Origin of the sequence: Helicobacter sp. 'house sparrow 1' (assembly GCF_900199585.1) — a bacterium.
Classification (GTDB): domain Bacteria; phylum Campylobacterota; class Campylobacteria; order Campylobacterales; family Helicobacteraceae; genus Helicobacter_H.
In genome coordinates, this window is sequence record NZ_FZQY01000005.1 from 68,367 (window position 1) to 82,759 (window position 14,393).

5 protein-coding genes are annotated in these 14,393 nt (G+C 35.1%); all 5 read left to right on the plus strand.

Annotated elements, in window-relative coordinates:
• The first annotated feature begins 131 nt into the window (after positions 1-131).
• Positions 132-8,783, plus strand: a complete 8,652-nt coding sequence (locus C6H31_RS03585) for a DNA-directed RNA polymerase subunit beta/beta' (protein ID WP_104697452.1) — start codon at positions 132-134, stop codon at positions 8,781-8,783.
• Positions 8,784-8,867: 84 nt separating this feature from the next.
• Positions 8,868-9,254 carry a 30S ribosomal protein S12 gene (gene rpsL / locus C6H31_RS03590; protein WP_104697453.1) on the plus strand — a complete coding sequence of 129 codons (387 nt, stop codon included), beginning with the start codon at positions 8,868-8,870 and terminating at the stop codon, positions 9,252-9,254.
• 12 nt (positions 9,255-9,266) lie between these two features.
• Complete coding sequence (rpsG, locus tag C6H31_RS03595) at positions 9,267-9,734, plus strand: 30S ribosomal protein S7 (protein WP_104697454.1); 468 nt, start codon at positions 9,267-9,269, stop codon at positions 9,732-9,734.
• Between the two features lie 15 nt (positions 9,735-9,749).
• Complete coding sequence (gene fusA, locus C6H31_RS03600; RefSeq protein WP_104697455.1) at positions 9,750-11,828, plus strand: elongation factor G; 2,079 nt, start codon at positions 9,750-9,752, stop codon at positions 11,826-11,828.
• A 361-nt stretch (positions 11,829-12,189) separates the two neighbouring features.
• Positions 12,190-14,393 (plus strand): beta strand repeat-containing protein (locus tag C6H31_RS03605; RefSeq protein ID WP_158657712.1); only part of this gene is annotated, 2,204 nt, incomplete at its 3' end.

Consider the following 14,393-nt stretch of genomic DNA (forward strand, 5'->3'; position numbering starts at 1 on the left):
TGTAAAACAATACACCCAAGGTTCTCTTATGAGACTTTGGGTTTTTTTGCGTTAAACATTTTAAGTAAGTTTAATTTTATAATTTTATTTAGAGTGTTTGCTCTTTTAAATCAATATAATGAAGGTTAAATATGCTAGCAGAAATTAATACAAAAAATAGACTTCGCGTTGATTTTACTCAGTCACCCCAAAACTTAGAAATCCCCAATTTGCTTTTACTACAAAGAGATAGTTATGATTCTTTTTTGATGTCAAAGGATGGTAAAGAAAGCGGTATTGAAAAAGTTTTTCGCTCTGTTTTTCCTATTCAAGATGCACAGAATCGCTTGATCTTAGAATATGATGGTTGTGAGTTTGGAAAGCCAAAATATACAGTTAGAGAGGCAATGGAAAGAGGAATAACCTATTCTATACCTTTAAAGATTAAAATCAGGCTGATTCTACTTGATAAGGATGAAAAGACAGAAAAGACAAGCATTAAAGATATAAAAGAACAAAGTATTTTTATTAGAGAAATTCCTTTAATGACAGATCGTATTTCGTTTATTATTAATGGAGTAGAGAGGGTCGTAGTAAATCAGCTTCATAGAAGTCCTGGAGTTATTTTTAAAGAAGAAGAATCTGCTACTGCTTCAAATAAGCTTGTTTATACAGGACAAATTATTCCTGATAGAGGTTCTTGGCTTTATTTTGAATATGATGCAAAAGATACTTTGTTTGTGCGTATTAATAAGCGCAGAAAAGTTCCTATTACAATTTTATTGCGTGCTATGGGGTATAGTAAGCAAGAAATTTTAAAAATCTTTTATCCACTTTTGAAGGTAAAGATTGAAAAAAACAAACATTTTATTGAGTTTGACCCAGCTAGCTATGAGGGAAGAGTGGAGTATGATATTAAAAATCCTCAAGGAGAAGTGGTTGTTGAGGCTGGAAAACGTTTAACTAAAAAGAGAGCTCAGGATCTTTTTGACCAAGGGTTAAAATGGATTGAATATCCTGCATTGCTCGATAGATATTTAGCAGAGCCTATAGTAGATACTAAGACAGGTGAAGTAGTTTTTGATACGCTAACACAGCTTGATGAAACAAAAATCAAGAAGCTTTCAGATTTAAAGATTAAAGAATTTTTTGTTGCAAATGATCTGGCTTTAGGGCACGATGATGGTATTTTAAAGTCTTTTATTGCTGATGCAGATCCTTTAAAGATTCTAAAGCAAACAGAAAAAATAGAGGATGAGAATGATTTAGCAGCAATTAGAATCTATAAGGTAATGAGACCAGGAGAACCTGTAACAAAAGATGTTGCAAAGCAATTTGTTAAGCAATTGTTCTTTGATCCAGAGCGCTATGATCTTACTCGTGTGGGTCGTATGAAAATGAATCATAAATTGGGGTTAAACATCCCTGATTATGTTACAGTTTTAACCCACGAAGATATTATTGAAAGTGTTAAATATCTTATTAGAGTGAAAAATGGACAGGGTAGAATTGATGATAGGGATCACTTAGGAAATAGAAGGATTAGAGCAATTGGAGAGCTTTTGGCTAATGAATTGCATACAGGTCTTGTAAAAATGCAAAAGGCAATCAAGGATAAGCTTACTACTTCAAATTTAAGTATTGATTCTTTGATGCCATTGGATTTAATCAACTCAAAAATGATAACTTCAACAATTCTTGAGTTTTTTACAGGTGGTCAGCTTTCTCAATTTATGGATCAAACAAACCCGCTTTCTGAAGTTACACATAAAAGAAGACTATCTGCTCTTGGAGAGGGTGGATTGGTTAAGGAGCGTGTAGGATTTGAAGCAAGGGATGTGCATCCAACACATTATGGAAGAATTTGTCCGATTGAAACTCCAGAAGGGCAAAATATTGGTTTGATTAATACACTTTCTACTTTTACGCGCGTAAATGATTTAGGTTTTATTGAAGCTCCTTATAAGAAAGTGGTAAATGGGAAGGTTACAGATGAAATTGTATATTTAACCGCAACACAAGAAGATGGTCATATTATTGCTCCTGCTAGCACAAAACTTGATTTAGAGGGAAATATTGTTGAAGACCTTATTGATACAAGAGTGGGTGGTGAAATTACATTAAGTGAAAAGAGTAAGGTGACCTTAATTGACCTAAGTCCAAGAATGTTAGTGGGTATTGCTGCTTCTTTAATTCCATTTTTGGAGCATGATGATGCTAACCGTGCCTTGATGGGATCAAATATGCAAAGACAAGCTGTTCCTCTTCTTATTCCTGATGCGCCAATTGTTGGGACAGGGATTGAAAAGGTGATTGCTAGGGATGCTTGGGAAGCAATTAAGGCGACAAGACCGGGTATCGTAGAAAAGGTTGATGCAAAAAATATTTATATTTTGGGTGAAGATGAAAATGGTGCTTATATTGACAACTACCCACTTCAAAAGAATCTTAGAACAAACCAAAATACAAGCTTTACACAAAGACCTATTGTAAAAGTTGGTGAGAGGGTTGAGGCTAATCAAATTATTGCAGATGGTCCTAGTATGGATAGTGGAGAATTGGCATTAGGTAAAAATGTTAGAGTGGCCTTTATGCCTTGGAATGGATATAACTTTGAAGATGCAATTGTTGTAAGTGAGCGTTTAATTAAGGAAGATTATTTTACTTCTGTGCATATTTATGAAAAAGAGGTAGAAGCAAGAGAATTAAAGCATGGTATTGAGGAAATTACTCGTGATATACCTAATGTAAGAGAAGATGATATTGCCCATCTTGATGAAAGCGGTATTGTTAAAATCGGAACTTATGTTAATGCAGGAATGATACTTGTAGGTAAGGTAAGTCCAAAAGGTGAAGTAAAATCAACTCCTGAAGAAAGATTATTGAGAGCTATTTTTGGTGAAAAAGCTGGTCATGTAGTAAATAAATCGCTCTACTGCCCACCTTCTTTGGAAGGAACTGTTGTTGATGTAAAAATATTGACAAAAAAAGGCTATGAAAAAGATGAGAGAGCTTTGCGTGCATATGAACAAGAAAAGTCTATCCTAGATATCGAGCATCATGATCGTCTCACTATGCTTGATAAAGAAGAGAGATTAAGAATTAATATTATGCTTGCAAAAGAAGCTTTAGGATCTGATGCAACAATTGAACAAAAGCAGTATAAAAAGGGAGATATCATCCCACAAGAAGAGATTGCAAGTATTAATAGATTTGCACTTAATACACTTATTAAAAGTTATTCAAAGCAAGTGCAACAAAAATATAATCAGATTAAGGCCAATTTCTTAGAGCAAAAGAAAACTTTAGGTGAAGAGCATCTTGAAAAGCTTTCTATCTTAGAAAAAGATGATATCTTGCCAAGTGGGGTTGTGAAGCGTATAAAAATTTATGTTGCCACAAAGCGTAAGCTAAAGGTTGGTGATAAGATGGCAGGAAGACACGGAAATAAGGGTATTGTATCTAATATTGTTCCAGCAGTAGATATGCCATATACCGCAGATGGAGAACCTGTAGATATTGTTCTTAACCCTCTTGGTGTTCCTAGTCGTATGAATATTGGACAGATTTTAGAGGTGCATTTAGGGCTTGTTGGTAAAAGATTTGGTGAGCAAATTGCACACATTTTAGAATCTAATACAAAAACCTTTGCAAAAGATTTGAGAGCAAAAATGCTTGAGATTTCTGATATCGTTAATCAAAATAATACAGCAATACAAGATTTTATTAAAAAAATGAGTGATCAAGAATTGCTAGATTATGCAAGAGATTGGAGCAAAGGCGTTAAATTTGCTATTCCTGTATTTGAGGGAATTGATCAAGAAAAATTTGACAAGCTCTTTGAAATGGCAAAGATTGCGATGGATGGTAAGACTGATCTTTATGATGGTAAGACAGGTGAGAAGATTAGAGAAAGAGTAAATGTTGGTTATATGTATATGCTCAAACTCCACCATCTTGTAGATGAAAAAGTTCATGCAAGAAGCACAGGACCTTATAGTCTGGTAACACAACAACCAGTTGGAGGTAAGGCCTTATTTGGTGGTCAAAGATTTGGTGAGATGGAAGTATGGGCATTAGAAGCATATGGTGCTGCACATACTCTAAAAGAGATGCTTACTGTTAAGTCTGATGATGTAAAAGGTAGAGAAAGTGCTTATAAAGCAATTACAAGGGGTGAAGCAGTAGGAGAATCTGAAATTCCAGAAACATTCTATGTTTTAACAAAAGAATTGCAATCCTTAGGGCTTGATGTAAATATTTTTGGTGAAGAGGTTGATGAGGATGGACAGCCTAAGCCAATTGTTGTAGAAGAAGATAAAAGACCAAAAGATTTCAATACCCTTCAACTTGTTTTAGCAAGTCCTGAGAGAATTAGATCTTGGAGTAGAGGAGAGGTTAAAAAGCCTGAAACTATCAACTATAGAACACTAAAACCAGAAAGAGATGGATTATTCTGTACCAAAATTTTTGGACCTGTAAGAGACTATGAGTGTCTTTGTGGAAAATATAAGAAGCCACGCTATAAAGGTATTGTGTGTGAGAAATGTGGGGTTGAAGTTACAAGTGCTAAAGTAAGAAGATCAAGAATGGGGCATATTGAATTAGTAGCTCCTGTTGCGCATATTTGGTATGTAAGCTCATTGCCAAGCAGAATTGGAACTTTGCTTGGTGTGAAGATGAAAGATCTAGAGAGAGTACTTTATTATGAAGCATATATCGTAAAAGATCCAGGTGAGGCATATTATGACAATGAATCTACAAAGCCTGTGATGAAATATGATGTATTGAATGAAGAACAATACCAAGAGGTAAGCAAGCGCTTTGAAGACAAAGGATTTGTTGCACAAATGGGTGGGGAAGTTGTAAAAGAACTTCTTGAAGAACTTGATTTAGTGGCGCTTCTTAAATCTTTAAAAGAAGAAGTAAAAAATACCAATGCAGAATCTAAGAAAAAGACAATTATTAAGCGCTTAAAAGTTGTTGAGAGTTTTGTAAATTCTGGTAATAGGCCAGAATGGATGATGCTTACAGTATTGCCAGTGTTGCCACCAGATTTAAGACCACTTGTAGCCTTAGATGGTGGAAAGTTTGCTGTAAGTGATGTAAATGATCTATATAGACGCGTTATTAACAGAAATCAAAGATTAAAGAGACTTTTAGAGCTTGATGCGCCAGAGATCATTGTTAGAAATGAAAAAAGAATGTTGCAAGAAGCTGTAGATGCATTATTTGATAATGGTAGAAATGCAAATGCTGTTAAGGGTGCAAATAAAAGACCTCTTAAATCTTTATCAGAGATCATTAAAGGTAAGCAAGGAAGATTTAGACAAAATCTATTGGGTAAAAGGGTAGATTTCTCTGGAAGAAGCGTAATTGTTGTTGGACCTAACCTAAAAATGGATCAATGTGGCTTGCCAAAAAATATGGCTCTAGAATTATTTAAACCTCATTTGCTAGCTAAGCTTGAAGAAAAAGGCTATGCTACTACAATGAAGCAAGCTAGAAAAATGATTGAACAAAAAACAAATGAAGTTTGGGAGTGCTTGCAAGAAATTGTTGAGGGATACCCTATCTTATTAAACAGGGCGCCAACATTGCATAAGCAATCAATCCAAGCATTCCATCCAAAGCTTATAGATGGTAAAGCCATTCAGTTGCATCCTCTTGTGTGTTCTGCATTTAATGCAGACTTTGATGGGGATCAAATGGCAGTGCATGTTCCACTCTCTCAAGAGGCAATTGCAGAATGTAAGATTTTGATGTTAAGTTCTATGAATATTCTTTTGCCTGCTAGTGGTAAGGCAGTAGCAGTGCCTAGTCAAGATATGGTATTGGGACTTTATTATCTTTCTTTGGAAAAAAATCATGTTGCAGGAGAGCATAAGCTATTTGGAAATATCGATGAGATTATGATTGCATTGGATTCTGGAGATTTGGATGTAAATGCAAAAATTAAAACAGTGATTGATAGAAAGATCGTGTCTACGACTGTTGGAAGAATGATTCTAAAATCCATACTTCCAGATTTTGTTCCTGCTTCATTGTGGAATAAAACATTGAAGAAAAAAGACATTGGAATTTTAATTGACTATGTATATAAGAATGGAGGTATTGGAATTACTGCAACTTTCCTAGATAACCTCAAGAATTTGGGCTTTAGGTATGCAACAAAAGCGGGTATTTCTATCTCTGCAGCAGATATTATTGTTCCTGATAGCAAACAAGAAACAATTGACTTGGCAAAATCAGAAGTGAAAAAGATACAGATGCAGTATGATCAGGGCTTATTAACTGAACAGGAGCGATATAACAAAATTATCGATATCTGGACAGAAACAAATAATAAGATGTCAAAGAAAATGATGGAGCTTGTAGAAGCAGATAAAGGAGGCTTTAACTCTATTTATATGATGGCTGATTCTGGTGCTAGAGGTAGTGCAGCACAAATTAGACAATTATCTGCGATGCGTGGTTTGATGGCAAAGCCTGATGGAACAATTATTGAAACTCCAATTATTTCAAACTTCAAAGAAGGATTGAATGTTCTTGAATACTTTACATCAACACACGGTGCAAGAAAGGGTCTGGCTGATACCGCTCTTAAAACTGCGAATGCGGGTTATTTGACAAGAAAACTCATTGATGTATCGCAAAATGTTAAGATTGTTACAAATGATTGTGGGACACACGAGGGAGTTGAAATTACAGATATTTCTGTCGGAAGTGAGTTAATTGAATCTCTTGAAGAAAGAATTTTTGGTCGTGTTTTGGCAGAAGATATTATCGATCCAATTACAAATGAAGTGCTTTATAGCGAAGGTGCACTGATTGATGAAAATATGGCAAGACATATTGTTGAAGTAGGGATCAAATCAGTAGTTATTCGAACCCCAGTTACTTGTAAGGCTGAAAAGGGTGTTTGTGCAAAATGTTATGGATTAAATCTTGGTGAAAACAAGATGAGTAAGCCAGGAGAGGCTGTTGGTGTTATTGCAGCTCAATCAATTGGTGAGCCTGGAACACAGCTTACACTTAGAACTTTCCACGTTGGAGGAACTGCTTCAAGAAGTCAGGAGGAAAGAGAGGTTGTTGCTGAGAAAGAAGGATTTATCAGATATTACAATATAAAGACCTATAAAAACCAAGAAGGTAAAAACATTATTGCAAACAGAAGAAATGCAGCCATTCTTGTTGTAGAACCTAAGATAAAGGCGCCTTTTGATGGTAAGTTGATAGTTGAAACAGTTCATGATGAGATTATCATTCATATCCAAGGTAAGCAAGAGGAAGTTAAATATCATTTAAGAAAAGGTGATGTGGCTAAGCCAAATGAACTTGCTGGTGTGGGTGGAAAGATAGAAGGAAAGCTTTATATTGCTTATCAGACTGATTATGAAGTTAAAGCAGGGGATAGTATTGTAGATATTATTAAGGATGGATGGAATATTCCAAATCGTATCCCTTATGCAAGTGAGCTATTAGTAGAGGATGATACTCCAATTGCACAAGATATTTTTGCAAAAGAAAATGGAGTAGTAAAATACTATAATCTTGTAGCAGATCATTTAGAGCGTGCTAAAGACATTAAGGTAGGACAGGAAGTCACAGAAAAAGGTTTATTTGCTGTGATTGCAGATGAAAATGATAGAGAGGCAATTAGGCATTATATTGCAAGAGGATCTAAGATCTTAGTAAGCGATAATCAAGAGGTAGATTCTAAGACCTTAATTGCTGAGGCAGTTTCTAAACAAAAAACATTGGTTGCAACTTGGGATCCTTATAATACTTTGGTGATTGCAGATAGCGCAGGAACCGTAAGATTTGAGGATATTATCCCAGGTGTGAGTGTTGCAGAAAAGCAAGATGAGAATACAGGTATTACAAATCTAGTTGTAAATGAGTATCTCCCTGCAGGATGTAAGCCAACAATTATTATTGATATCAATAAAAAAGAAAGCATTCGCTATCCTTTAGATCCAAAAACTGCTATTTCGGTATTAGAGGGAGCTAAGGTTAGTGTAGCTGAAGTTTTAGCAAGGACGCCAAAGGCCACTGTTAAATCTAGAGATATTACAGGGGGTCTTCCAAGAGTATCTGAGCTCTTTGAGGCAAGAAAACCAAAAGATTCAGCAATCTTGTCAGAGATTGATGGAATTGTAAGTTTTGGTAAGAGTGTAAGAAATAAAGAAAAGATTATTGTCACTTCAAAGGATGGCACAAGTGTAGAATATCTTGTAGATAAAAGTCGTCAAATACTTGTGCATCCAGAAGAATTTGTTCACGCAGGTGAGGCAATGACTGATGGAGTGATATCAAGTCATGATGTTTTAAGAATCAGTGGAGAGAAAGAGCTTCATAAATATATTATAAGTGAAGTACAACAAGTTTATAGAAGACAAGGTGTAAGTATCGCAGATAAGCATATTGAAATTATTGTATCTCAAATGTTAAGACAGGTTCGTATTATTGATAGTGGGGATACTAAGTTTATCGATGGTGATTTAATCAGCAAGCGTTACTTTAGAGAAGAAAATGAAAGAATCTTAAGTCTTGGAGGAGAACCTGCGGTGGCAGAACCTGTATTGCTTGGTATTACAAGAGCTGCAGTTGGAAGTGATAGTATTATCTCTGCTGCATCATTCCAAGAGACTACAAAGGTTCTAACAGAAGCAAGTGTTGCTGGTAAAAAAGACTTCCTAGAAGATCTTAAGGAAAATGTGGTGTTAGGTAGAATGATACCTGTTGGAACAGGTTTATATAAAAACAAGAGAATTTCTTTAAAGCTAGAAACACAAGAATAATTGTGTTTCTAAGCATAATAAAAGATTTTTTTTTGTAGAATCAAGCATTTTTTAGAAACAAAAACATAAGAAAGGAAAGAATTCGTGCCAACTATAAATCAGTTAATTCGTAAGGAAAGAAAAAAGGTTATTAAAAAAACTAAATCCCCAGCTCTCGTTGAATGTCCTCAAAGAAGGGGAGTTTGCACTCGTGTTTATACAACAACTCCAAAGAAGCCAAACTCAGCTTTAAGAAAAGTTGCAAAAGTAAAACTTACGAGTAAGATTGAGGTGATTAGTTATATCCCAGGTGAGGGACATAATTTGCAAGAGCACTCTATTGTTTTAGTTAGAGGCGGAAGGGTAAAAGACTTACCAGGTGTTAAGTATCATATTATTAGAGGGGCATTGGATACTTCAGGGGTAGCAAAGAGAACGGTTTCTAGAAGTAAGTATGGAACTAAAAGAGCAAAACAAGGTGATAAAAAGTAAGAAAGGAATAAAATGAGAAGAAGAAAGGCTCCAGTTAGAGAAATTTTAGGTGATCCTATTTATAACAATAAGGTTGTAACAAAGTTTATTAATAAGATGATGTATGATGGCAAAAAGAGCATCGCAGAAAAGATTATTTATGCGGCCTTTGAGAAAATTGAAGAAAAAAGTGGTGAGAAAGGGATAGAAGTTTTTGAAAAGGCTTTAGATAAGGTAAAACCACTTGTAGAAGTTAGAAGCAGAAGAGTAGGGGGAGCTACTTATCAGGTTCCTGTAGAAGTGAGACCTACAAGACAACAATCATTATCTATCAGATGGATTTTAGAGGCCACTAGAAAAAGAAATGAAAGAACAATGATTGATAGACTTGCAAATGAGTTGATGGATGCAGCAAATGATAGAGGTGCGGCATTTAAGAAAAAAGAAGATGTTCATAAGATGGCAGAAGCTAATAAAGCATTTGCACACTATAGATGGTAATTAGGAGATAAGACAATGGCAAGAACAACTCCACTTAATAGAATTAGAAACATTGGAATTGCAGCGCATATTGATGCTGGTAAAACTACAACATCAGAAAGAATCCTATTTTATACAGGTGTAAGCCACAAGATTGGTGAGGTACATGATGGCGCTGCTACAATGGATTGGATGGAGCAGGAAAAAGAGCGTGGAATCACAATTACTTCTGCTGCAACAACTTGTTTTTGGAACAATCATCAAATCAATCTAATTGACACTCCAGGGCACGTTGATTTTACTATTGAAGTTGAGAGATCAATGAGGGTTTTAGATGGGGCGGTTGCAGTATTTTGTTCTGTAGGTGGCGTTCAGCCTCAAAGCGAAACTGTTTGGAGACAAGCCAATAAATATGGTGTTCCAAGAATGGTTTTTGTTAATAAAATGGATAGGATTGGCGCGAATTTCTACAATGTAGAGGAGCAAATTAAAGCAAGATTAAAAGCAAACCCAGTACCAATTAACATTCCTATTGGCGCAGAAGATAGTTTTAAGGGTGTAGTTGATCTTATTCAAATGAAAGCATTAATCTGGAATAATGAGTCAATGGGTGCAAAATATGACATTGAAGAGATTCCAGCAGACTTATTGGATAAAGCTAAAGAATATAGAGAAAAACTTGTAGAAGCTGCAGCAGAACAAGATGAAGGATTAATGGAAAAATATCTTGGTGGTGAAGAACTGAGTGTTGATGAAATTAAAAAGGGTATTAAGATTGGTTGCCATAATATGACTTTGGTTCCAATGCTCTGTGGTTCTTCTTTTAAAAATAAGGGAGTGCAAACTTTATTAGATGCTGTAGTTGATTTTTTACCAGCACCAACAGAAGTAGCGGATATTAAAGGAATTGACCCTAAGACAGAGCAAGAACTTCATGTAGAATCTACAGACAATGGACCATTTGCAGGACTTGCATTTAAGATTATGACAGACCCATTTGTGGGACAGCTTACTTTCGTGCGTGCTTATAGAGGTATGCTTGAATCAGGTAGTTATGTTCTAAACTCCACTAAAGGAAAAAAAGAGAGAGTGGGAAGACTTCTTAAAATGCACTCAAATAAAAGAGAGGATATTAAAGAAATCTATGCTGGAGAAATTTGTGCATTTGTGGGACTTAAAGAAACTTTGACAGGTGATACTCTTTGTGATGAAAAGGCTCCTGTAATCTTAGAGAGAATGGAGTTCCCAGAGCCTGTAATTCATATTGCTGTAGAACCAAAAACTAAGGCAGATCAAGAGAAAATGGGTATTGCTTTAGGCAAGCTTGCAGAAGAGGATCCAAGTTTTAGAGTAAGCACTCAAGAAGAGACAGGTCAAACTCTGATTGGTGGTATGGGAGAACTTCACTTAGAGATCATTGTAGATAGATTAAAGAGAGAATTTAAAGTAGAAGCTGAAGTTGGACAACCTCAAGTAGCATTTAGAGAAACTATTAGAAAATCAGTCAATAAAGAGTGTAAATATGCTAAGCAGTCAGGTGGTAGGGGTCAATATGGGCATGTATTTATTAAGCTTGAGCCAAAAGAGGCAGGTAGTGGATATGAGTTTGTAAATGAGATTACCGGAGGTGTAATTCCAAAAGAGTATATCCCTGCTGTAGATAAGGGAATCCAAGAGGCAATGCAAAATGGTGTTTTGGCAGGATATCCTGTAGTAGATTTTAAAGTTACGCTTTATGATGGAAGTTATCATGATGTGGATAGTTCAGAAATGGCGTTTAAGATTGCAGGATCTATGGCTTTTAAAGATGCTTGTCGTGAAGCTGGAGCTGTGTTGCTTGAACCTATGATGAAGGTAGAGGTAGAAGTTCCTGAAGAATATATGGGTGATGTGATTGGTGATTTAAATCGTAGAAGAGGACAGATTAATTCAATGGATGATAGAATGGGTCTAAAGATCGTAAATGCTTTTGTTCCATTGGCAGAAATGTTTGGTTATTCTACAGATTTGCGCTCAGCTACTCAAGGTAGAGGAACCTATTCTATGGAATTTGATCACTATGGTGAAGTTCCTGCAAATATTGCAAAAGAGATTATTGAAAAAAGAAAAGGGTGAGACAACAACCCTTTTACCTACATTTTTAAAAGATCTAGGTCTTTCTAGATCTTTTTTGGCTAAATCTAGCTTTATTAATTCTTTAAACTTCTTAATATTTCTAATACTTGGTAACTGCAAATTTTTTAGGACTTAGAATAAAGAGATTAGTGCTTTGTCTCTTGATAAAAGTGCCAAAAAATTAAAAAAAATTTTTTAATTTTTGAATTTTTTTTGTATAATGCCGCCGACATTTTAAAACTTTCAATTTTGTATGGTAACTTGTTATTTAGAAACTTTTTAAAACTTATAAAAATAGATTCTTCTGCATACATTTTTTGAATACTTTAAAAATGTCCAATCAGAATTAAGGAGTTGATCTATGGTTATAAAAAATTACCTGGGGGGGGGGGAGCAAACTAACACTTATATAGCTTCCTCTTCTTCTAAAATTTTTAAAAAATCTTTCTTTAAACCAGTTGTTGCTAGCTCTTTGGCTTTAATATTGGGTGCTAGCTTTGCTCAAGCACAATGTGAAGGTTCTAACTCTCCTTTAATTTGTGCAGGAATAAAAGGCTCTGAAAGCGAAGTGAGTAATCTTGTAAAATGGAATGCTACAAGTGTTCCATCTCAAGCTTTTATTCCACTTTTTCATAATACAGAAAAACCTATAAGTAAATTGATTTTTAAATTTAATAACTCTGGAAGCAAAACAGATTCTCTTACTAGCTCAGAGTCTGGAACAGAACTTACGCTTAGTACAACTAATGGTGCTAACTCTATTATTCTAAAAGGAGGTGGCAAGGGGATTCAAATGGATTCTACTGGCAAGGGGACTTTGGCGGTAGATTATAATTCTCAAAATGATAAATACTTCACACTAGATTTATCAGATGCTCCAGATGGTATTGCTTCATTCCTGGGAAATATAGAGATAGTTAATCAAGGAGTTAGTAGTGGTAGCAACAATAATACCTTTACAGCAACATTTAAGCATGATTTGCAAGGTGAAGTATCTCTTAAAAATGCTAGTGGAAATAACACTATAAAGCTTCTTAATGGAAATTTAAAAGGAGATATTACTACGCAAGAAGTTCAGAGTAATGGTTCTGAAAACAAGCTGACTATAGATTTTACCAATAATGGTGTACAAAATTTACAAGCAAACACTGCGGGAAGAATTATAGGTAATATCTATACGCACTACTATAACAATAATGTTAATACGACTATTACCATCAAGGGTGGGGGACTTAAAGGAAGCATTAAAAACAAGACTGCTGAAGGTAATTCATCTGGAAGCATTGGTGATCTTATAGTAAATTTTGAAGATGGTGCGGTGATGGAGGGTGGCAATATTGTTAGTGGTTATAATGATTTTCAAGCAAAGATTGTAACCTTTAAGGGTGCTAGTAATGGTAGTGATATTGTCTTGACTGGAGATATAACTAGTTCTGGAACAGGACCTGTTGGTGGACTCAAGAAAGAAAATGGCAATCATGTTACTTTTGAAAATGGTTCTATGAAAGGAGATGTGAATGCATATGAAGCATCCGGAAGAGCAGGGTATAACAGCATTACCTTTAAAGATTCTAATGCAAAATTAGAGGGGAATATCTCTGCAAAAGGAGGTATTAATGATAGTCATTCAACCAATGAAATTAGCTTTGAAGGTGATACAAATGCAATTGTAGGTGGAAGTATTAAAACTGGAGCAAGTAGTTCTAAGGGAGGTAGTGCAGGTGCTAATATTATTACCTTTAAAGGAACAACTAAAAATAATACTATCACAACTACAGAAGGCATCGGTGCATACAAAGGAAATAATTTTATTACCTTTGAAGGAAGCGTAAGTAATAAAATTGAAGGTAATCTTATCACAGGTGCTACAGACTATGGATCAAATGGCACTAATTTTGTTACTTTTAAATCTGCAGCTAAGAACACCATACAGGGAGATGTTAACGGAGAAAATGGAAACAATAGAGTTGTGATGAATGGAAATAATGCAATCACAGGTATTATTTCTGCAAAAGGGGGTTATAGTGGAAGTAATCAATTCCATTTCTTAGGTTCTCAAACAACGATAGGAACAAACGATTCTCTTTCTTCAGTTGTTTCAGATACAAATGCAACCTCTTCGGGTACAGTTAATTTATTATTATTTAATTCTGAGACAAATACCCTTACTCTCAATGAGCTTAAGGCAAATGGAAATACTAAAGCTATTAATATCATCTCTTTAGATGATACAGCTACTAAAACTGCAAGCACTAGTAATATAACTATAAAAACAATGAGCGCTAGTAGTGGCAAAAACTTTATTGGTAAGGGTATTCTTACAAATGTTCAAGCCCAAGAAGTTGATGCAAGCACTTTAAACCTCACAGATAACACCAACTCTATGTCTTTTGTTGATGCTACAAATGCTTTTGTTGGAAATCTTTCTGTAAGTTCAGTAACTTCTAACAATGGCGTAAATAATATTTCCTTTAAAGCTAGCAATACAATTTTAGCTTCAGAGAATGCTAAAGCTACTCCTCAAAATGCTATTATCGGTTCTGTTGTTTTAAATAATGATGAAGC